We start from the raw sequence: 21,776 nt of genomic DNA on the forward strand, positions 1-21,776 counted from the left end.
ATGAAAATAATTGTCCCCATGGCGGGAAGAGGTTCTCGATTGCGACCGCATACATTAACCGTACCCAAACCATTGATTCCAGTTGCGGGCAAACCGATTGTACATCGGTTGGTGAGCGATATTGCAAAGGTTTTGGGAGAACCCATTGATGAAGTGGCCTTTATTTTGGGCGATCCGGCCTTTTTTGGGGACGATGTGGTGGAAAGCCTACTGCAATTGGCAAAAAGTCTTGGGGCAAAAGGATCTATTTACAGACAGGACGAACCTTTGGGAACCGGGCACGCCATTATGAGCGCCAAGGATTCCCTGAGTGGGCCTGCAGTAATTGCCTATGCCGACACCTTGATCCGGGCCGATTTTGATTTGGATAGATCGGCAGATAGTGTCATTTGGGTGAAACAAGTGGGCCATCCGGAGGCCTATGGCGTGGTAAAGTTGAGTGATGACAATGAAATTGTGGAGCTGGTTGAAAAACCAAAGGAATTTGTTTCCGATTTGGCGGTGATTGGAATCTATTATTTCAAGGATGTAGGTGTGCTCAAGAAGGAGCTACAACATGTATTGGACCACGACATAACCCATGGGGGAGAGTATCAGATAAATGATGGCATCAAGCGCATGATGGAGAAGGGCATGAAATTTGTGCCTGGAAAGGTAAATGAATGGATGGATTGCGGAAACAAGGATGTGACCGTGGAAACCAATCAACGGATGCTTGGATTTCTGGAGAAAGATGGGGAAAACCTGATTGCAGATTCGGTAAAAAAGGAAAATGCCAACATTATTGAACCGTGTTTCATTGGGGAACATGTGGTAATCAAAAATAGCACGATAGGGCCCTATGTTTCCATTGGGTCTGGCACAGTGGTGGAAAACGCAACAATCAAGAACAGCCTTATCCAGGGCAACAGTAAGATCACAAATGCCAATTTGGACAATGCCATGATTGGCAACCATGTGGTTTTTGATGGCAACTTTGAAACTATCAGCATCGGGGACTACTCGGTTTTGGAATAAAAGAATGAAAAATGGACATGAAACAGCTTCTTGGAATGGGATTGATGGTGTCGCTATGCACCTATAGCCCGAGCTATGCCCAAGAAGAGGAAAGCGCAGAGGTGTATCTGGAAGAATATACCGATGAGTTTCAAGAGAATTTCTTTGAAGCCCTGAAACATAAGGGCATCCAAAACTACGATAGGGCCATAGCCTTGTTCCTGAAATGCAAGCAATTGCAGCCTTCATATAGCGTAATAGATTATGAGTTGGCCAAGGCGTACTATAGCGACAGACAGTACGTCACTGCCCAGGAATATGCCATAGAAGCGGTTAATGCGGAGCCCGAGGATTTCTGGTATCTTGAGAATTTGATGAAAATTATGGACGCCCAGGGCAATGCCATCGATGCGGTTGTGCAAAACATTCCCTTTGGCAATCAAAAGCTTCAGGAAAATCTAGCTTTGGTATTTTTCAAAAGCAAGAAGTACCAAGAGGCGCTAAAGGTGATTTCAACCCTGGATAATCAGATATGGGCTTCGGAACTTAAGGCGAAAATCAATGACTCGATAAACCAAAAGGGCGTCAACGCAAAACCCACGTTGCCAAAAATAAAAGAAAAGGAACCGGACGATAATCCAGTTACCGAATATCAGAAATATCTGGAAAGGCTATTGGAGGAGAAGGAATATGCGAAGCTAGTGGATGTTTCCAAAGAAGCGCTGGATGCTTATCCGCTGCAGCCCTATTTTTACTATGCCCATGGCGCCGCTTTGAACAACACAGGTGATGCCAATAAAGCCATAGAGGTATTGGAAAGTGGATTGGACTATCTTTTGGACGATGATGATCTGGCCAATTGGATGTATTCTCAACTGGCCAAGGCCTATACCACTGTCGGGAATGCAACCAAGGCGAACGAGTATATCAGCAAAATGAAAACAGGACTATGAGATTGCCCCTAAACATATTGAATAGCATAAGAAAACCCCTTGCGCCTGTCCTATTACTTATTGTGATGGGATCCTGCAAAAGCACAAAGAGCATAGCTGTGGGCGAAGCTGACACCAAAATGTCCACAAAGAGCATTATCAATCGGCATTATAGCAACCAGCCCAACTTTAAGACCCTGCGTGGTAGGGTTAAGATTGATTATTCCAACGGAAAGGAAAGCCAAGGCGTGAATGTAAGCCTTAGGATGGAAAAGGATAAGGTGATATGGATGAGTGCCCCTTTGGGTGTGGTAAAAGCACACATTACCCCAGAGAAAGTCTCTTTTTACAATAAATTACAAAATGAATACTTTGATGGAGATTTCAGTTATTTGAGCAGTCTCTTGGGAACGGAATTGGACTTTGAAAAGGTACAGAACATGTTGCTCGGCAATGCAGTGTTTGATCTGAGGAAGGAAAAGTATACGTCAGATATAAGCCAGGGCAACTATCAGCTTAAACCAAAAAATGCCGATATGTTATTTAAGACCCTGTTCCAGTTGGAACCAAAAAGTTTTAAGATAGCAATGCAACAAATCTCACAACCTGAAACCTATAAAGAACTCAACGCAAAATATACCTATCAGGATATTGCTGGAAACATTTTACCCGAAGAAATCCAGATATTGGCCGCCGAAAACGGGAACAAGACAAAGATAGATTTAAGTTTTAGGAATCTGGAACTCAACAAACCTTTGAATTTTCCGTACAAGATTCCCGATGGATATGATAAAATATCATTAAAGTGATATGATAAATAAAATTTCATATTGTGTTGTATTTTATCTAGTTATTTTATTTTTTCCCCTACTATCCTTTTCCCAGACCAGTGAACAGAAGGCGCTGGAGGCCAAGCGGGAACGACTACAAGAGGAGATAAAGGAAATTAACAGACTTCTTTTTGCCGAACGCAAAGAAAAGGGCAATGTATTGGATCAAATGGATGCATTGGACCAACGGATAAATGTCCGCCAGGAGCTCATTCGGGTAACCAATCAGCAATCCAATCTGCTCAATAGGCAAATCAATGTCAACATTAGAAATATAAGCAAGCTTCGAGAGGATTTGAAAATCTTGAAGGAAGACTACGCCAATTTGATTCAGCGGACCTATCAAAATAAATCACAGACCAATCGTTTGATGTTCCTGCTTTCCGCGGAGAATTTCTTTCAGGCGTTCAAGCGATTACAGTACATGCAGCAATATGCCAAGCATAGGAAGAAGCAAGGAGAGAGCATTGTAAAGAAAACGGAAGAGTTGGCCGGGTTGAACCAAGAATTGGTAAGGCAGCGCAAGGAAAAGGAACAGCTGCTAGCAGAGAACAAAGCCGTAAAGGACAAATTGTACAAAGAAATAGAAACACAGAAAACACTGTTGCGCAGCATTAGACAAAACGAAACACGATATGCCGCTGCAATTGAAGAAAAGCAAAAGGAATCCAGGAAGATAGATCGCGAAATAGAGCGACTGATCCGAGATGCCATTGCCAATTCAAACAAAGCATCGGGAAAGGCCAGCAGTTCCGTTACTTTTGCCCTTACACCCGAGGCCAAACTGATAGCGGATAATTTTTCGGCAAACAAGGGAAGACTTATATGGCCCGTGGAAAAAGGAATCAAAAGCCAGGGCTACGGTGTCTATGCCGACAAGCTATATCCCGGCATAAAGCATCGAAACAATGGGGTAACCATTACTACGGACCAGGGGAGCAAGGCAAGGGCCATTTTTGAAGGCGAAGTAATTGCCATAATTTCAGTTCCGGGGGGTGGCAAGGGCGTGACCTTGAAACATGGCAATTACATATCTGCCTATTACAACCTTACCAACATCTATGTTAAAAAAGGGGATAAAGTAGCTGCCAAGGAGGTATTGGGGGACATTAATACCAATCGGTTTGATGGCGCTACCAAATTGAAATTCTATTTATACAGGGACTCCGATAGATTGAACCCAGAGGAATGGATCTATCAATTGTGACAATATGAAAAAAATAACAGACTTACAAGGCACATTCCAATTGCACAATGGCGTACAGATGCCCTATTTTGGACTTGGAGTGTATCTCTCCAAAGATGGAAATGAAGTGATAAGTGCAGTAAAAAATGCCCTTGACCATGGTTATCGCCATATTGATACGGCCTCTATCTACAATAATGAAGAAGGTGTGGGAGAAGGAATAAAGCAGAGCAATGTAGGCCGGGGCGATATTTTTCTGGTCAGCAAGGTCTGGAACACCGATCAGGGATACGATACTACCCTAAGGGCCTTCGATGCAAGTTTGGAACGCTTGGGAACCGATTATCTGGATTTGTATTTGATACATTGGCCCAAGGAAAAATCCAGGGAAACGTGGAAGGCCATGGAAAGATTGTACCAGGAGAAAAGGGTACGTGCCATTGGAATCAGCAATTTTTTAAAACACCATGTTGAGGATTTGCTTGTTGAAGCCGACATTGTGCCCATGGTGAACCAAATGGAGTTTCACCCGTATCTAGTCCAGCAAGAATTAGTAGACTTTTGCCATTCAAAAGGCATACAGTACGAAGCTTGGTCACCCTTGATGCAAGGCCATATTTTTGATTTGGACAACATGAAACAGTTGGCCGAAAAATACAAGAAGAGCATCGCCCAGATTGTGTTGCGTTGGGATTTGCAAAAAGGAGTGGTAACCATTCCAAAATCCTCCAAAAAGGACAGGATCATTGCCAATGCCGACCTTTTTGATTTTGAAATTAATAATCAAGACATGCAACTGCTGGACAGTTTGGAACGTGGAAAACGATTTGGTCCGGACCCTGACAATTTTGATTTCTAATCCAAGAACAAGGCCTTGAGCTCTGTGGCTTCCGACGGAGGGAGTTTTCCGGCCAGTACCAGGCTCAGTTGTTTTCTTCGCAAGGCAGCAGCATAGCGCTCCTTTTCCAAATCGGTTTCAGGAGCCAGCGGGGGAACTTCGGTAGGTTTTCCAGTATCATCAACCGCCACAAAAGTATATATGGCCTCATTGGCCTTGGTGCGGTCCCCAGTGAACCGATCCTCGATCCAAACATCGATAAAAATTTCCATCGAAGTTTTAAATGCCCTGGAAACGGCTGCCTCAACGGTCACCACACTCCCTAGCGGAACGGCATGGTTAAAGGCTACATGGTTCACAGAGGCGGTAACGGTGATCCGACGACTATGCCTTCTAGCAGATATACTGGCTGCCCTATCCATTCGGGCCAACAGTTCACCCCCAAAAAGATTGTTCAAGGGATTGGTTTCGCTGGGCAAGACCAAATCCGTCATAATAGTCCGTGATTCACTTGGAGTTTTTGGGCGCATACCTCTGAATTTTGCGCAAAGATATTGAAGGGGAGACTGGTATTAAAGAAAAGCCGCTTATTTCTCCGAAAGTAGCCAAGCATCCTGGGAATCGGTGGTTTTTACTTTTCTAAGAAAGGCCAAAGCTTCCTTTGGATTCTCGAAACTGTCGTAGGCCACTTGGTGCAGTCCATATCTATTTTGCCCCAAATAAAAGGCATTATATCCTTTGTCCTTGAGTTGCGCAACCTTTTTCTCGGCATTTTCCGCTACCCTGAACGCGCCTGCAATGACATGGTGCTTGCCAAGCCGTCTTTTGGTCACATTGATGCTTATTGGAGGAAGTTCCAACGGAGCACTTTCAAAAAATGTAGCTTCTTGGATCAATCGAGATACCTGTTCCTGCGCCGCTTGCTGCACCACTACTTGATTCTGCTGAAAATCATCGTACATGCGATATCCCGTAACACCGAGTGAAAGGCACAAAAGAAGTACCGCGGCATATTTGAGCCAGGGCCGGAAAGCAGATGCCTCCCTTTTCTCAGGGGTGATGATGAACGGAATCCTTTCTTCCAACTCTTCAACAGCTTCCTTCATCACTTCACGCTGGATTGGCGTGGCCACAAAAGAAGTAAGTCCAAAAGAAGAAGTCAAATAATTGATTTTTTCCTCAGGCTGAAACTGGATGCGATTCTCCTTGTTGGCCCAAAGCTTCCCAATATTGAAAAGTTCGATGCTTTCACCACGTTCGAGCTTCTTTTTCCAGGTCTCTCCCACCAACTCAACCTCGTGCAACAGTTCCTCGTAGCCCAATCTCTTTTCTTGGGCGATATGGGACACCAAAAGCCCATCATTCTTGCTCAACTGGGCATTGAAGGAAATGGTCTTGAAAGGCGGGGTCAGGGTATGGGTCGAGGCATCCAGCTTTGCAGACTTTGCATGTGATAGGAACGCTCCAAAACCAGGTACAACGACGCAGTTGTGATTATAAAGCAACTGCTCTATGTAGAAATCAATCCGCATAGCCACAAATATTGTAAAAAAAGAAAGAGAACAAATTATGGAGTATCACTTTTTATTAACATTTGAAAATCTGTATTTTGTGAACAACTTAGAGTCCCGAATCAAATGACTGAACCTGAAATTATTGCAGCCCTTAGGTTGCAGGCCGTTCCCAATATCGGAGATATTACCGCCAAAAAGTTGATTGCCCGTTGTGGCAGTCCAGAAGCAGTTTTTAAGGATAAACGACAGCACCTACTAAAAATAGACGGCATAGGCCAACAAATCTTGAAGCATTTGTTCGATACTGCTTATTTGGACAAGGCTGAGGCTGAGATGTCCTTTTTAGTCCAGCAGCAGATTGAGACCTCCTATTTCATGCACCAAGACTACCCCGAGTATCTTAAACATTGCCCGGATGGCCCTATTTTGTTGTTCAAAAAAGGAAACATCGATTTAAGGAACAGGAAAATCATCAGCATAGTGGGCACCCGCAATATTACCAGATACGGGGAGGCTTTCTGCGAGACTTTTATTGAGGAAATTGCACCCTTGGACCCGGTCATTGTAAGCGGGTTGGCCTACGGAGTGGATATAACCATCCAAAAAGCGGCTATGGAGAAGGGTTTGCAAACTATTGCATGCCTGGCCCATGGAGTCAACCAGATTTATCCTCGAGCACATCGGAAATATGCTGATCGGATTGCCAAAAATGGAGGGTTCTTGACAGATTTTTGGAGTACAAGTACACCTGAAAGGGAAAACTTTTTAAAACGAAACCGGATAATTGCGGGCCTCAGTGAGGTCACAGTGGTCGTGGAATCTGCCGAAAAAGGGGGAAGTCTGGTCACCGCGGACCTTGCCAATGGATACAACAGGGAGGTTTTCGCAGTTCCGGGCCGCAGCACGGATAAGTACAGTAAAGGATGCAACGATTTGATCAAGCGCCAGAAAGCCCACCTACTTTTGTCGGCCGCCGAACTGGTCTATCTGTTGGGATGGGAATTGGAAGATCAAAAGCAGGAGAATACCATCCAAAAGCAACTTTTTGTGGAATTGACAAGGGAGGAAAATGAAATTTACGCGTACCTGCAATCAAATGGCAAACAACTCTTGGATGTGATCTCCTTGGAATGCAGACTGCCCGTGTACCAGGCTTCATCCACCTTGTTGAACATGGAGATGAAAGGAGTGATCAGGCCCTTGCCCGGCAAACTCTTTGAAGCGATCTGAAGTATTGATCGGAACCAAATCTAATTTTTAATGCCGCTTGGAATCTAATGAATGGGCGTTATTTAAAGCTAGGAATTGTCCATCATTACATGGGCAGGGCTTAAAAAAAGTGGGTGCGTTTAATCAATAACCAAGGTTCTTCCGTACCCTTTCCAAAACCCCATCGGCCACTTTTTTTGCTTTTTCGGCACCAATGGCCAAAACCTCATCCACTTCATCCAAATGGTGCATGAAGTATTCAAATTTTTCCCTGGGCCTCTCAAACTTGTTCAAAATCAATTCGTAAAGTGCCTGCTTGGCATGCCCATACCCATAATTTCCGGCAAGGTAGTTGGCGCTCATCTCCTCAATTTGCTCTGTGGAGGCCAACAATTTGTATAGGGCAAACACATTGTCCTTACCCGGGTCTTTGGGCTCCTCCATCGGGGTGCTGTCCGTAACAATGCCCATGATCTGTTTGCGCATTTTCTTGTCCGGCTGAAAAATATCGATGAGGTTGCCACGGCTCTTGCTCATTTTATGTCCATCGGTTCCAGGCACGTACATGGTCGATTCTTGGACCTGAGCCTCTGGCATTACAAAAGTTTCTCCCATTTGATTGTGGAAACGTGCGGCCACATCACGGGTCATTTCCAAATGCTGCAGTTGGTCCTTCCCTACGGGAACTATATCGGCATCGTACAGCAAAATGTCTGCAGCCATGAGCATGGGATAGGTAAAGACTCCTGCGTTTACATCTTCCAACCGATCCGCTTTGTCCTTGAAGGAATGCGCCAAGGTAAGCCGCTGGTAGGGAAAAAAACAGCTTAGGTACCAAGCTAGCTCGGCTGTTTGGGGCACATCACTCTGCCGGTAGAAAACCGTTTTCTCTACATCAATCCCGCAAGCCAACCAGGCGGCAGCTGTGGCATAGGTGTTGGTCCGCAGCAATTCCCTGTTTTTTATTTGTGTGAGGGAATGCATATCAGCGATGAAGAGAAAGGAGTCATTTCTTGGATCCTGCGCCATTTGTATGGCGGGCAAAATAGCTCCCAAAATATTTCCCAAATGTGGGGTTCCTGTGCTTTGGATTCCGGTTAAAATTCGGGCCATGCTAAATTTTTGTCCGTAAATGTAAGCAACCAAGGGGGATTAAAAAAGCGGCCGGAGCCGCTATTTCACATCAATATGGATAGGGTATCTATTTCTTGAAGAGTCCTGCGATGAAAAGAATTACAACTGCACCTATGACACCGGTTATAAGGTCGCCAACAACACCCGAACCAATATGCACGCCCAATGCACCAAAGAGCCAATTTCCAACCGCTCCACCGACAATTCCGATAATAATGTTCAAAAGCACGCCAAAACCACCGCCTTTCATGATTTTACCGGCCAGCCAACCGGCCAAGCCTCCTATTAATAAAGCATAAAGAATACCCATGTTCCAAGATTTTATGGTTAGTCCTCTAAAGATATACAAAAATTCTACTTTTGCGCATGCTGTTGTTTTTTAAAAATGTTGGTCACGCTGCGTATAGGATATGGTTCTATATTCTGGTTGTAGTCCCCATTTTTGTGTTTATGCCTTTTCTTGTGCTTGCCACCCTTTCTGAAAAAACCTATCCGCAATTTTTTTGGATGGCCCGTAATTTATGGGCTAGGACCATTGTATACGGCATGGGTTGCATCCCAAAAATAAAAAAGGAACAACAGCTTGAAAAAGGCAAAAGTTATATGCTCGTGGCCAACCACACCAGCATGTTGGATATAATGCTGATGTTGCTCGTGAGCAAAAACCCTTTCGTGTTTGTGGGAAAAAAGGAATTGGTGAAGATTCCCGTTTTCGGTTTTTTTTATAAACGGGTTTGCATTATGGTGGACCGCGAGGATGTCAAAAGCCGAACAGGGGTCTATCGGCGTGCGCAAAGGAGGCTGGACCAAGGACTCAGCATCTGTATTTTCCCCGAAGGTGGCGTGCCCGAGGAGCACATTCTGTTGGACGAGTTCAAGGATGGGGCATTCAAAATGGCCATTGAACACAAAATACCTGTAGTGCCCATTACTTTTTATGATAACAAGAAACGGTTTTCCTTTACCTTTTTAAGCGGTGGCCCAGGAAGGCTTAGGGTAAGGGTACATCGCTTTTTTGAAACAGGTATCTTGGGGGTGGAAGATAAGTCAACACTTCGCGAAGAAGTCAGGGAATTGATACTCAATGAACTGGAAAGTGATCAAGGGGGGAGGTCATGAATTGATGGCCTTATTGGGCCAAATTGCATCTCCTCTGTGTTCAAAGATCCCTTTGAAAGTTAGGTAGGGTTAGGACAATCATTTTTCCGAAGGCGGCATCATTTTTCCCTGTAGACGTTTCATAGGCAATGCCAAAGCCCTTTACATTATTGAGCAGTTCAATTTGCTCCTGCCACCGGACCATTCCTTCCCTATATTCCGGAGGGGTAGAGTTCTTCAAATTGTTCTCTTGATATTGGAGCTTCAGCATAACGTGGCCCTCCCCAACATGGAATTGTATGTCAAAGTATTGTTCCTTCTGTTGACTGAACATGGACTGTTCTATAATGTTCTCAAAGAGCGTAAGGACAACAAACGATGGAATAACGACCTTGTTTAAGTCCTTCCCATTATCTTCCAAGGAAATGGTATAGTCAAAGGAGTCGTTGTATCTAAGGCTTTGTAGTTTTAGGTAACTCTTTAGCATGTCGATTTCATCAGCCAAATGGATTGTGTCTTTTTCCAGCGTTTTTAGGTAAAACCGAATCAAATGGCTGAACAGGGACAAATATTCCAGAGCCTTTCTTTTGTTCTCAGAAGTCACAAAATATTGAATCGCGTTCAAGGCGTTGAACACAAAATGGGGATTCAGCTGGGAATTCAGCGCTTTGAGTTTCAACGCCACTATTTCTTCCCTTATTTTTAGAAGGTTCTCCTGTTTTTCACTGAGTTCCCTGTTGGCCCTCACAGCCTTGATTTTGATAGCACAAATGGAGGCCACAGCCGAAAGCATTTTAAGGTGGTGTTCGGTGAAGAAGTTCTTTTTGGGATGCTCGCAGTCGATCACCCCGTAGATTATGTTTTCATGGGCAATTGGGACACAGATTTCCGAAAACCGCATGGCATCATCTTCAATGTAGCGGGGATCTTTGGAGGTATCGTGCACCAATTCGGGAATACCAGTTTTGGCAACGTGGCCGGTTATTCCTTCTCCCAGAACTATTTCCACGGGGTTGTACAGTGTATGATCCTTGGGACTTTTTGGTCCGTAAGCTGCCTTTTGAACAAGCAATTGGTTGTTATCATCCAATAGATAGATCACGCAATCCACAAAACCGAGCTTGGCAATGCAGTTTTTGGCGAGATCCCAAAGAATGTCATCCTCATTTTCCTTGCCCAGCAATGATTCGGAAAAATAGATCAAAATGTCTTCGAATAGGTTGTCTTTCAAAACAATGCCATTTGCAGGGAAGGGTTAAATTAGTGATTTTTTTGTCTGATTGGATTACAGAGGGCAAATAACTGGTTCAACCACAGTGCAATAAAAACACCCCACAGGAATGTGGGGTGCTCGATTGATTGCTTAAAGGAGCAATCTTCCTAACCAACTTCTTTATATCTAAAACCTTAAACTTACACCACTGTAAACGCCAACCGAATAGGGCCTGAAAGGGCCGGCAGTTTCTGAAAACGTGTTCAGCTGATATTTAAAGACTGGCTCCAAGTTGAACTGGAGTTTTGGTGAAATTTCATAATTAAGCCCTATTCCAATATTGGTACTGTAATTTACCGAGTTGGCGTTGTTGGCCTCTCCCATTTCGGTCACAAGGTCCTGTGATTCCAGTAGCACGGAATTCTCCACAAGGAAAAGGGAACTTACTCCACCAATGAGGGCCACGCCCAGTTTTTTGTCCACCAAAGTATAGTTGAGTTCCAAAGGAACCTCTATGTAGCCCAACTGTTGGACCATTTTGCCCTCTAAGGCCGGAACTTCATTGGCGGCCAGCTCCACCGAAGCATCGTTCAGGGCCCTGCCCTGGAAATCATTTTTACTTTGCACCACGAGGGTACGTGATGTTTCACTGTAGTTAATATTGTCTATGGTCTGGTTCGTGGAGGATTCCAAGGAAGAGGAGAAAATCACATCGTTTGTATCATAACCGTAATTGACCCTGTGCACGCCGGACCGCACCTTGAGTCTTTTTCCAATGTTGTAGGCCACGGTCAATCCATAACTGAGGTTCACGTTACCGGATTTGGAATTTGAGGCAAAATTGGAATGTATGGGCGACCCCTCACCGGAACCGTTGAAATACACCGGGGCCAAGGACGGGCCGACAGACCATTTGTTTTGGGATGCATCCGCCACTTCAATTTCCTCTTCTTGTTCCGCAATGGCATCAAAAATGGATTTCTTTTCAAGTTCTTTTTCCTCCGGATCATTTTGTGCCACAACTTCCTCGACCTCCTTCTCATTGTCCAAGGACTTGTATTGAAAATTCTTTTTGGAATTTGGATTCTCGCTGGTCCGCTCGGCAATGGCCTCCTTACCTTCCACGTTTTCTAGAATTATGGACTCCTTCTCTTTGTTAGCATCACTGTCCGACACTAAAGAGGTCTCCTTATTTTCTTGGAAGTCGGAAACGTCCGAAGCTGCATTTTTTACATGGTTTTCTTCTTGGTCATGGGTCCGTGTTGCCAAGCCATCTTTGGAATCAAAATGGGGGCGGTTATTATTGCCGGAATGCCCCGTGTTCCTGTCATCGTTCTTTTGGGTTTCCTTGGAAGCATCCGTAACGGTCTCTTTTTGTGTTCCATCAAATGGATCCTTTGCGTTCAGGCTGTCTTTGGTCACAACTTCTATTTGAGGTGAAGCATCCTCATTTTCCACCTCGGTGATAATGGTTTCCACGCTTCCATCGGCTTTGTCCAATGGATTTATCACATAAAAGAGAAGTGCCAAAAGTGCTGCCACTCCTCCAAGGCGCCACCAAATAGGAACAACGCGCTTTTTTTGTTTCTTTCTGTCCAAAGTGGCTTCAATGGAATTCCAAACCTTTTCATCCGGTTTTTGATGAAAATCCTTAAAAGTGTCTTTGAACAATTGCTCTAAATTCTTTTTCCCCATCGTTATTGGTCTTTAAGCAATGTTTATGTTTTCTTTTTCAATTTTTTCCCTCAAGATCATTTTGGCCCTGGCCAAATTTGATTTTGAGGTCCCCGTGGATGTCCCCAACATCTCACTTATTTCCTTGTGGCTATATCCATCCAGAACATAGAGGTTGAAGGTCAACCTATACTTGTTTGGCAATTCTTGGATATATCCCAGAAGAGTGGACAGGCTTATGTCCAACCTTTCCGTATCCACCTCAACCTCTTCCCCATGATTTTCGGAAACTATGTTGAGGTGTTGTTCCTTTCTGTATTTCTGCAATACCGTGTTCACGGTGATTCTTTTGATCCAACCCTCAAAAGAACCTTTAAAACGATATTGGTCGATTTTGTTGAAAATGGTCACAAAACTGTCGTGCAGATTGTCTTCCGCTTCAGCCTTGTTTTTAGAGTATTTAAGGCACATACCAAAGAGTACGCCGGAATACCTGCGGTATAGTTCGGCCTGTGCCTCCCTTCTTCCTTTTTTACAATTATGTATGAGCTCTTCAAGATCCAAATGTTGGTCAATTTTGGATTGTTTTTGCCTAGTTTGTCGGTGCTTCCTCCACAGGAACCGTGTACTCTAAATATATGGAATCATTGTTTTCATCCTGTCCGCCATAGAACCTAAAATGATATTCACCTGTAAAAATCACATTGAACTTAAAAATCGCCGTGACTTCCTCAATGGCTTGGGTGCATGCGGTATTTTCATCGGTCAAAACGGTTCCAATGGCAACAACCTCCCTGTCTGTGTCACCCGTTTTGGTGACCTCGAAACCCTCAAAGAATGTACAGCCGTCGGGCCTTAAATAGGTCACTTCAATATCGTAGGTCCGGTTTACCTGGAACACCTCCGGAAAAGAGGCGGCCACAACGTTCAATGTCGTAAAATGAAAATTCGGAGAATCGTCATCAAGATCACAGGCATTGAACAGACTGGACAGCACAACTAGAAATATAGGCACTAAACCCTTTTTCATCATCAAAATCTTTTTTCTTAGATGATTGCAGTGTTTAAGGGTTGCGTGGGACTTTCACAACCTTTGCCTAAGCCAAATGGGAATTCTGAGGCCTATTGCCCAATGGCCGAAATGGCTTCCTTAATTTTGTCCTCCAGTTCTTCGGAAAGTTCGGGATTGTCCACCAAAAGGGCCTTTACCGCATCCCTTCCCTGGCCAAGCTTGGTGTCGCCGTAGCTGAACCAAGAGCCACTTTTCTTGATGATCTCGTAAGCAACGCCCAAATCCAACACTTCGCCTACCTTGGAAATGCCTTCTCCGTACATGATGTCAAACTCCGCGGTCTTGAATGGGGGCGCCACTTTGTTCTTCACCACTTTGACGCGGGTTTTGTTTCCTTGAATATTTCCATCCGTATCCTTGATCTGGGTAGATCGTCGAATGTCCAATCGTACAGAAGCGTAAAATTTAAGGGCATTTCCCCCGGTGGTGGTTTCCGGATTTCCGAACATCACGCCGATTTTTTCACGCAATTGATTGATAAAGATTACCGTACAATTGGTCTTGCTTATGGTGGAAGTCAATTTTCGGAGGGCCTGGGACATGAGCCGTGCATGCAAGCCCATTTTTGAATCGCCCATTTCCCCTTCAATTTCACTTTTGGGGGTAAGCGCGGCCACGGAATCCACAATTACAATATCAATGGCCCCTGACCTGATCAAGTTCTCTGTAATTTCCAAGGCCTGCTCTCCATGATCGGGTTGGGAGATGATCAAATTGTCGATGTCCACACCCAATTTTTTGGCATAAAAACGATCAAATGCATGCTCGGCATCGATAAATGCGGCAATACCCCCGGCTTTTTGTGCCTCTGCAATGGCATGCAAGGTCAAAGTGGTCTTTCCCGAAGATTCGGGACCATATATTTCAATGACACGGCCTCTGGGATAGCCTCCCACGCCCAAGGCAATGTCAAGACCTATTGATCCGGACGAAATCACCTCGACATCTTCAACCACACTGTCCCCCATTTTCATCACAGCGCCCTTTCCATAGGTTTTGTCCAGCTTGTCCAATGTAAGTTTCAATGCCTTTAGCTTTGCCTCTTTCTCGTTGCTCATGGTATTCGATTGTTAGGAAGGCTAAATTACACTTCTTTCGGCATGCGACAAAAGAGACGCAACCTTTTTCTAAGATTGAATCTAAAGTGTACTAACTCAAAATCCATATAGCGGATTTGAATTTAAAGTCCGCTCTGGTAGGCAATGGGAAAAATTGCGCTATGGAAAAGAGGATTTAAGTTAGAAAGGGCTCTATATGGAGCCCTTTTCTTTTTGGGCATTCCAGAATTTTTATCTTTGCAGAAACATACAGAATAAACCATTCTTTAACTTAAATATTGGTATAGCATGCAACTGTACAATACGTTAAGTGCCAAGGAAAGGGAGAAGCTCATTGAGGAGGCCGGTAAAGATCGGCTTACCATCTCTTTCTACAAATATGCGCACATCGGCAACCCTCAGATTTTAAGAAATCACTTGTTCATAGCCTGGAACGAAATGGACGTGCTGGGGCGGATTTATGTGGCCCGTGAAGGGGTGAACGCCCAGCTTTCCGTTCCCGCTGAGAACTTCAACATCTTCAAAGCACATTTGGACAGCATAACCTTTCTGGAAAATGTGCGATTGAACATAGCTATTGAACAAGACAACAAATCATTCCTGAAATTGAAAGTGAAAGTCAGGGAAAAAATTGTGGCCGATGGGCTTAATGATGACGCCTTTGACGTAACCAATAAAGGGGTGCACGTTGATGCCGAAAAGTTCAATGAGCTCATAGAAGATCCGGAGACCGTTTTGGTGGACATGAGAAACCATTACGAAAGTGAAATAGGCCATTTCAAGAATGCCATAACTCCCAATGTGGATACTTTTAGGGATTCGTTGGACATTATTGAAGAGGATCTGTCAGAGCACAAAGAGGACAAAAAATTGGTCATGTATTGCACAGGTGGTATTCGTTGTGAGAAGGCCAGTGCCTATTACAAGCATAAAGGATTCAAAAATGTGTACCAGTTGGAAGGGGGCATTATTGAATACGCAAGACAGGTTAGGGAAAAAAATCTCGAAAACAAGTTTTTGGGCAAGAACTTTGTCTTTGACCATCGAAGGGGAGAGCGCATTTCAGAGGATGTCATTTCCAACTGCCACCAATGCGGAAAACCATGCGACACCCATGTCAACTGCGCCAATGAAGCGTGCCACTTGCTCTTTATCCAATGCGAGGAGTGCGCAAGGGCCATGAATGAATGCTGTTCCGATGCGTGCAAGGAAATACATGCCTTGCCCTATGAAGAACAAAAGAAGCTGCGCAAGGGCAAAACCGTAAGCAACAAAATATTCAAAAAAGGGCGTTCCCCGGTATTGAAATACAAAAAGTAGCATTTCACCACTGCCACAATTTATGCTATATTTACATCTAGTAAATTTATGAACCCTATTTAAGGGAAAACTTTATCGATCCCTTAAACCAAGATACAAAATATGGGATGTAGCAGTTGTTCAACCGGAGGGGATGGACAGCCGCGTGGTTGCAAGAACAATGGTACTTGTGGCACAGATGGTTGTAACAAGCTAACAGTCTTTGACTGGCTTTCCAATATGGCGCTGCCCAATGGTCAAAAACCCTTTGACTGTGTTGAAGTGCGGTTTAAGAACAGCAGAAAGGAATTCTTCAAAAATGCGGACAATACCCCGTTGTCCATCGGGGATGTTGTGGCCACCCAATCCAAATCTGGACACGATGTCGGCATTGTGACCCTCACAGGAGAGTTGGTAAAGGTGCAGATGAAACGAAAGAAGGTTTCTGACGATAAAACGCTCCCAAAGATATACCGAAAAGCCACCCAGAGGGACATAGATGTTTGGCAAAAAAGCCGGAGCAAAGAAGAAGAAATTAAAAAAAGGGCCAGAGAGATTGCCATTTCCCTGAATCTTCAGATGAAATTGAGCGATGTGGAGTTCCAGGGGGACGGCTCCAAGGCTACCTTTTACTACACCGCAGAGGACCGTGTGGATTTTAGACAACTTATCAAGGACATGGCCCGCGCTTTTACGACAAGGATTGAGATGCGGCAAATAGGATATAGGCAGGAGGCCCAACGCCTTGGAGGCATTGGATCTTGCGGGCGCGAACTTTGCTGTTCAACTTGGTTGAGCGATTTCAGGTCGGTGAGCACGGCATCCGCACGATATCAACAATTGGCATTGAATCCCCAAAAGTTGGCCGGCCAGTGTGGCAAGCTCAAATGCTGCCTCAACTATGAGCTGGACACCTATTTGGAGGCCTTAAAGGATTTCCCTCCGCAGGACAGTAGATTGTTGACCAAAAAAGGACTGGCCTTTTGTCAAAAAACAGACATTTTTAAAGAGACACTGTGGTTTTCCTACAAGGACGACCCAGCCACTTGGCATGCACTCAAAAAAGACCAAGTATTGAAAATCCTGGAGATAAACAAGACCAATGAAAAAGTGGACAGCCTGGAGGAATATGCCCAGGAGAACATGGAGGATGAAAGCACGGTCTTCGAAAATGTTGTGGGACAGGATAGCCTGACCAGATTTGATAGGCCCAAGAAGCGAAGAAACAAGAAAAGAAGAAACAAAGGCCCTAAAGCAAAAGCCTCTCCCAATGCGAAATAGTCTGTTTATCCTCTTTTTTTTGGGATTTTTATCCTGTAATTCAAACTTGGTTTTTTCCGAATACCTATCCATGAAAGATGGAAAATGGGGAATGGACCGACCCGCCGATTTCAAGATTTCTGGATTGGACACGACCCAAACCTATAATCTGTACATAAACATTCGAAACGATGATGCCTATCAATTCAGCAACCTTTTTTTGATTGCCGAGTTGGAAGACCCCAATGGAAAAACATGGAAGGACACTTTGGAATACCGTATGGCGGAACCAACGGGAAAGTGGCTTGGGAAAGGGTTGGGCAGCATCAAGGAAAACAAACTATGGTTCAAGGAAAAAACCGTTTTCCCTGATTCTGGCGTATATACCCTGAGCATTGCCCATGCCATGCGCAAAAATGGAAATGTTGAAGGCATACAGGTGCTGCATGGGATTACCGATGTTGGTCTTGAAATAGAAAAAAGCAACCAATAAAAATGGCGAAATCTAAACAGCAAGAACAAAATGGCTACTTCAAATACATTAAGTGGTTCTGGATCTTATTTGGATCTGGTGTTCTTTTCATTACATTGATTTTTCTTTTGGCCTCATGGGGAGCTTTCGGCACCATGCCCACGTTTGAACGTTTGGAAAACCCAGAGACCAATTTGGCAACAGAGTTCATATCATCCGATGGGGAAACCTTGGGCAAACTGTACCTAAACGATAACAGGACACCTGTTGCCTATGAAAATTTGCCACAAAATTTGGTGGATGCTCTTGTGGCCACAGAAGATGCTCGATACTACAAACATTCCGGGATCGATGCCCGGGGAACTCTAAGGGCCTTGATCTTTTTGGGAAGCAAAGGAGGAGCAAGCACCATCTCGCAGCAATTGTCAAGACAACTTTTTGTAGGCGTTAGGTCAAAGAACAAGTTTCAGGCAGTAACACAAAAAATCAAGGAATGGGTAATTGCAACCCGTCTGGAGCGCAATTATACCAAAGAGGAGATCATAGCAATGTACATGAACATCTATGATTTCAATTACAATGCCGATGGAATCCGATCTGCGTCCAGAATATATTTTGGCAAGGAACCTTCAGAATTGAGGGTGGAGGAGTCAGCTGTATTGGTTGGCATGCTGAAGAATTCCTCACTTTACAACCCGATCCGTAGGCATGATCTGGTGTTGAACAGAAGAAACACTGTTTTGGCCCAAATGGCCAAATACGACTACCTAACTGAAAAAGAAAAGGATTCCCTCCAGCAGTTGAAAATGAACATTAATTTCAATCCGGAATCACATCGGGAAGGGTTGGCCACCTATTTCAGGATGTACATGCAACGGTTCCTGAATGATTGGGTGGAGAAAAACCCCAAACCTGATGGCGAGAAATACAATATATATTTAGACGGACTGAAAGTGTATACCACAGTGGATTCCCGTATGCAAAAGAATGCAGAGGACGCCGTACAGGCCCATATGAAGAACCTACAGGCCGAGTTTTTCAATCAAAACAAACCTGACAGGAACCCTACGGCTCCTTTTTTGGACCTGACCTCAGGAGCTATCGACACCATCATGCGGAGCGCCATGAAACGTTCTGCCAGATGGAGACATTTAAAAAGGGATGGCATGTCCGAAGAAGAAATTACAAAGACCTTCCACAAAAAAACGGAGATGACCGTCTTTGACTGGAACAGTGATTCCTTTGAAAAGGATACGATAATGACACCCGTGGATTCCATTAGGTACTACAAAACTTTTTTGAGAACTGCCATGATGTCAATGGAACCTCAAACGGGACACGTAAAAGCCTGGGTGGGCGGAGTGGATTACAAACATTTTCAGTATGACAACGTCATACAAGGGGCCAGACAGGCCGGGTCAACCTTTAAACCCTTTGTGTATGCTGCTGCCATCGATCAGCTCAGGTACTCCCCATGCGATTCACTTCCTGACAATCAATATTGCATAGAGCCATTAAAACACGGTAACCCCGAAGCATGGTGCCCAAAAAATTCCAATGGAAAATATACGGGTGAAAATCTTACGCTAAAAAGCGCATTGGCCAATTCCGTGAATACGGTCACTGCCCAGTTGATAGATAAGGTGGGTCCAGGATCTGTAGTTTCCATTGTAAAGAACATGGGACTGACGCGGGAAATTTTGGAAGTTCCAGCAATTGCATTGGGAACACCGGAGTTCAATGTGTATGAAATGGTGGGTGCCTATGGTACATTTGCCAATCAGGGAGTTTACGTAAAACCCGTGATGGTGACCCGGATAGAGGATAAGAACGGAACAGTACTCTACGAGTACACCCCCGAGACCAAGGACGTACTGAGCAAAGATGTGGCCTATGCCATGGTCAACCTAATGGAAGGCGTCACACAATACGGCTCTGGTGGCAGGTTAAGGCACTCGTTTGCCAAAAACCAGACCGTGTACAAAGAAATCATCACCGGTTATCCCTACGAACTGACCAACCCCATTGCGGGCAAAACAGGCACAACGCAAAACCAGAGTGATGGTTGGTTCATGGGAATGGTACCAAATCTTGTGACTGGGGTTTGGGTAGGAGGAGAGGATAGAGCAATACACTTTAAGAGCCTTACCTATGGGCAGGGGGCTTCCATGGCGCTTCCCATATGGGCCATGTATATGAAGAAGAATTATGAAAACGAGGAATTGGGCGTCTCAAAAGAAGCATTTGAAGAGCCAGAGGAACTGACCATAAATGTTGACTGTACCAAAGTGCTCGAAGATCGCAAGGAAGATCTGGACACCGAAGATGATTTGGAGGAAATTGACTTCTAACCTCCGAGACATAAAAAACAATGGCCCCGGGCACAATAAGTCTTGGGGCTTTTTTATTTAAATCGTATTTTCAGACAATAGGAAAACACAAGAATCTTATGATTAATAAAACAGTTTCGGACGTGCGAAAAGCCCTGGAAGGCGTTTCAGACGGAATGACCTTTATGTTGGGTGGTTTTGGCCTCTGTGGCATACCGGAAAATGCGATTGCCGAGTTGGTTCGCTTGGGGACAAAGGATATCACATGTATCTCCAACAATGCCGGAGTGGACGATTTTGGCCTGGGCCTGCTCCTTCAAAAACATCAAATAAAAAAAATGATATCCTCCTACGTGGGAGAAAATGATGAGTTTGAGCGCCAAATGCTCAGTGGGGAACTGGAGGTGGAATTGACCCCCCAGGGAACACTTGCGGAAAAATGCCGGGCAGCCCAAGCAGGCTTTCCAGCTTTTTATACCCCTGCAGGTTATGGCACCGAAGTGGCAGAGGGAAAGGAAACCCGTGAATTTGATGGTAAAATGTACGTTTTGGAACCCGCCTATAAAGCTGATTTTTCTTTTGTGAAAGCATGGAAAGGGGATGAGGCCGGGAATCTCATATTCAAGGGAACGGCGCGTAATTTTAATCCGTGCATGTGTGGGGCGGCAAAGATTACCGTCGCGGAGGTCGAGGAACTTTTTCCGGCCGGGAGTCTGGACCCCAATGAAATACACATCCCCGGAATTTTCGTGCAACGCATTTTTCAGGGAGAACGCTACGAGAAAAGAATTGAACAAAGAACCGTGAGAACAAAAGCATAACCTATGTTGGATAAAAACGGAATAGCAAAGCGAATAGCAAGGGAGGTAAGGGATGGTTACTACGTGAACTTGGGAATTGGCATCCCCACCCTGGTCGCCAATTTTGTTAGGGACGATATCAGCGTGGAATTTCAAAGCGAAAATGGGGTTTTGGGCATGGGACCCTTCCCATTTGAGGGAGAGGAAGATGCGGATATCATAAATGCGGGCAAACAAACCATTACCACGCTGCCGGGAGCTTCTTTTTTTGACTCGGCCATGAGTTTTGGAATGATAAGGGGGCAACATGTCCACCTGACCATTTTGGGAGCTATGGAGGTTGCCGAGAATGGGGATATCGCCAATTGGAAAATCCCCGGAAAAATGGTAAAGGGTATGGGAGGAGCCATGGACCTTGTCGCTTCGGCAGAGAACATCATTGTTGCCATGATGCACACCAACAAGGCAGGAGAATCCAAATTGCTTAAGCGGTGCACACTTCCCCTTACGGGAGTGGGCTGCGTAAAGAAAATTGTCACCAATCTGGCTGTACTCGAGGTTACGCCAGAGGGCTTTAAATTGTTGGAAAGGGCCCCCGGAATCTCAGTTGATGAGATTAGGCAAGCCACCGAAGGCAGACTGGTCGTAGAGGGCGATATTCCGGAAATGAAAATTTAACACCGACCGATGGGTCGGTTTGACAACAAAAATCCTGACTTTTGCAACATAAATTTTAGCAGCAATATAAGTTGGGTAAATTTGTAGGTATAGATTTTCACCCAAATTAACATCATAAAAAAACAACACCATGGCACCCGAACTAAACCACACCGCAATGGATGAAAATGTACAGATCTACAG

Annotated in this window: 22 protein-coding genes; 13 read left to right on the plus strand and 9 right to left on the minus strand. The window is 44.7% G+C overall.

Features of this window, described 5'->3' with window-relative positions; translation table 11 throughout:
* Genes K7G75_RS03280 through K7G75_RS03300 form a run of 5 tightly spaced genes read left to right on the plus strand, consistent with a single transcriptional unit; the run spans nucleotide 1 to nucleotide 4,803 of the window.
* Nucleotides 1-1,017 carry a sugar phosphate nucleotidyltransferase gene (locus K7G75_RS03280; protein WP_222982745.1) on the plus strand — a complete coding sequence of 339 codons (1,017 nt, stop codon included), beginning with the start codon at nucleotides 1-3 and terminating at the stop codon, nucleotides 1,015-1,017.
* A gap of 11 nt (nucleotides 1,018-1,028) precedes the next feature.
* Nucleotides 1,029-1,949 (plus strand): tetratricopeptide repeat protein, encoded by a 921-nt coding sequence (locus K7G75_RS03285; protein WP_222982747.1) that lies wholly within the window; start codon nucleotides 1,029-1,031, stop codon nucleotides 1,947-1,949.
* Nucleotides 1,946-2,737, plus strand: coding sequence for a lipoprotein insertase outer membrane protein LolB1 (gene lolB1 / locus K7G75_RS03290; protein WP_222982756.1), 792 nt, complete (start codon nucleotides 1,946-1,948; stop codon nucleotides 2,735-2,737). The genes K7G75_RS03285 and lolB1 overlap by 4 nt, the downstream gene beginning before the upstream one ends.
* Before the next feature lies 1 nt (nucleotide 2,738).
* On the plus strand, nucleotides 2,739-3,965 hold the full coding sequence (locus K7G75_RS03295; protein WP_222982757.1) for a murein hydrolase activator EnvC family protein: 1,227 nt from the start codon (nucleotides 2,739-2,741) through the stop codon (nucleotides 3,963-3,965).
* 4 nt (nucleotides 3,966-3,969) lie between these two features.
* Nucleotides 3,970-4,803 carry an aldo/keto reductase gene (locus K7G75_RS03300; RefSeq protein ID WP_222982759.1) on the plus strand — a complete coding sequence of 278 codons (834 nt, stop codon included), beginning with the start codon at nucleotides 3,970-3,972 and terminating at the stop codon, nucleotides 4,801-4,803.
* Here the strand turns inward: K7G75_RS03300 and K7G75_RS03305 are convergent.
* Both K7G75_RS03305 and K7G75_RS03310 read right to left on the minus strand, forming a co-directional pair.
* The gene (locus K7G75_RS03305) at nucleotides 4,800-5,312 is read right to left on the minus strand and encodes an acyl-CoA thioesterase (protein ID WP_222982762.1); all 513 of its coding nucleotides are present in this window, start codon (nucleotides 5,310-5,312) and stop codon (nucleotides 4,800-4,802) included. The genes K7G75_RS03300 and K7G75_RS03305 overlap by 4 nt on opposite strands.
* Nucleotides 5,313-5,369: 57 nt before the next feature.
* Nucleotides 5,370-6,314, minus strand: a complete 945-nt coding sequence (locus K7G75_RS03310; RefSeq protein WP_222982764.1) for an HU domain-containing protein — start codon at nucleotides 6,312-6,314, stop codon at nucleotides 5,370-5,372.
* Between the two features lie 105 nt (nucleotides 6,315-6,419).
* Here K7G75_RS03310 and dprA point away from each other — a divergent pair, with 105 nt between their 5' ends.
* Complete coding sequence (gene dprA / locus K7G75_RS03315) at nucleotides 6,420-7,526, plus strand: DNA-processing protein DprA (RefSeq protein ID WP_222982768.1); 1,107 nt, start codon at nucleotides 6,420-6,422, stop codon at nucleotides 7,524-7,526.
* A 123-nt stretch (nucleotides 7,527-7,649) separates the two neighbouring features.
* On the opposite strand, the gene trpS is transcribed toward dprA, so the two are convergent.
* On the minus strand, nucleotides 7,650-8,618 hold the full coding sequence (gene trpS, locus K7G75_RS03320) for a tryptophan--tRNA ligase (RefSeq protein WP_222982769.1): 969 nt from the start codon (nucleotides 8,616-8,618) through the stop codon (nucleotides 7,650-7,652).
* A gap of 88 nt (nucleotides 8,619-8,706) precedes the next feature.
* On the minus strand, nucleotides 8,707-8,949 hold the full coding sequence (locus K7G75_RS03325) for a GlsB/YeaQ/YmgE family stress response membrane protein (protein ID WP_222982770.1): 243 nt from the start codon (nucleotides 8,947-8,949) through the stop codon (nucleotides 8,707-8,709).
* A gap of 56 nt (nucleotides 8,950-9,005) precedes the next feature.
* On the opposite strand from K7G75_RS03325, the gene K7G75_RS03330 reads away from it, so the two are divergent.
* The gene (locus K7G75_RS03330; RefSeq protein WP_222982779.1) at nucleotides 9,006-9,758 is read left to right on the plus strand and encodes a lysophospholipid acyltransferase family protein; all 753 of its coding nucleotides are present in this window, start codon (nucleotides 9,006-9,008) and stop codon (nucleotides 9,756-9,758) included.
* A gap of 40 nt (nucleotides 9,759-9,798) precedes the next feature.
* On the opposite strand, the gene K7G75_RS03335 is transcribed toward K7G75_RS03330, so the two are convergent.
* The 5 genes from K7G75_RS03335 to recA form a co-directional block, all read right to left on the minus strand.
* Nucleotides 9,799-10,968, minus strand: coding sequence for a histidine kinase (locus K7G75_RS03335; protein ID WP_262420233.1), 1,170 nt, complete (start codon nucleotides 10,966-10,968; stop codon nucleotides 9,799-9,801).
* Between the two features lie 168 nt (nucleotides 10,969-11,136).
* A complete protein-coding gene (locus K7G75_RS03340; RefSeq protein ID WP_222982781.1) occupies nucleotides 11,137-12,645 on the minus strand; it encodes a ring-infected erythrocyte surface antigen domain-containing protein in 1,509 nt (502 codons plus the stop codon).
* A gap of 12 nt (nucleotides 12,646-12,657) precedes the next feature.
* Entirely contained in the window at nucleotides 12,658-13,188 is a 531-nt protein-coding gene (locus K7G75_RS03345; RefSeq protein WP_222982783.1) for an RNA polymerase sigma factor, read from the minus strand.
* A gap of 28 nt (nucleotides 13,189-13,216) precedes the next feature.
* Nucleotides 13,217-13,657: a hypothetical protein gene (locus tag K7G75_RS03350; protein ID WP_262420234.1), complete on the minus strand. Its 441-nt coding sequence runs from the start codon at nucleotides 13,655-13,657 to the stop codon at nucleotides 13,217-13,219.
* 89 nt (nucleotides 13,658-13,746) lie between these two features.
* Entirely contained in the window at nucleotides 13,747-14,754 is a 1,008-nt protein-coding gene (gene recA, locus K7G75_RS03355; protein ID WP_222982786.1) for a recombinase RecA, read from the minus strand.
* A 288-nt stretch (nucleotides 14,755-15,042) separates the two neighbouring features.
* Between recA and trhO the strand changes: the two genes are divergently transcribed.
* The 6 genes from trhO (at nucleotide 15,043) to K7G75_RS03385 (ending at nucleotide 21,593) form a co-directional block, all read left to right on the plus strand.
* Entirely contained in the window at nucleotides 15,043-16,074 is a 1,032-nt protein-coding gene (gene trhO / locus K7G75_RS03360) for an oxygen-dependent tRNA uridine(34) hydroxylase TrhO (RefSeq protein ID WP_222982788.1), read from the plus strand.
* A gap of 102 nt (nucleotides 16,075-16,176) precedes the next feature.
* Complete coding sequence (locus K7G75_RS03365) at nucleotides 16,177-17,334, plus strand: PSP1 domain-containing protein (protein ID WP_222982789.1); 1,158 nt, start codon at nucleotides 16,177-16,179, stop codon at nucleotides 17,332-17,334.
* Nucleotides 17,324-17,806 (plus strand): gliding motility lipoprotein GldH, encoded by a 483-nt coding sequence (locus tag K7G75_RS03370; protein WP_222982791.1) that lies wholly within the window; start codon nucleotides 17,324-17,326, stop codon nucleotides 17,804-17,806. The genes K7G75_RS03365 and K7G75_RS03370 overlap by 11 nt, the downstream gene beginning before the upstream one ends.
* A 2-nt stretch (nucleotides 17,807-17,808) precedes the next feature.
* Nucleotides 17,809-20,136: a transglycosylase domain-containing protein gene (locus K7G75_RS03375; protein WP_222982793.1), complete on the plus strand. Its 2,328-nt coding sequence runs from the start codon at nucleotides 17,809-17,811 to the stop codon at nucleotides 20,134-20,136.
* Nucleotides 20,137-20,234: 98 nt separating this feature from the next.
* Nucleotides 20,235-20,936, plus strand: a complete 702-nt coding sequence (locus tag K7G75_RS03380) for a CoA transferase subunit A (RefSeq protein WP_222982795.1) — start codon at nucleotides 20,235-20,237, stop codon at nucleotides 20,934-20,936.
* A gap of 3 nt (nucleotides 20,937-20,939) precedes the next feature.
* A complete protein-coding gene (locus K7G75_RS03385) occupies nucleotides 20,940-21,593 on the plus strand; it encodes a CoA transferase subunit B (protein WP_222982797.1) in 654 nt (217 codons plus the stop codon).
* The last annotated feature ends 183 nt before the right edge of the window (nucleotides 21,594-21,776 follow it).

The sequence above is a fragment of the Flagellimonas meishanensis genome, from assembly GCF_019880545.1.
GTDB lineage: Bacteria > Bacteroidota > Bacteroidia > Flavobacteriales > Flavobacteriaceae > Flagellimonas > Flagellimonas meishanensis.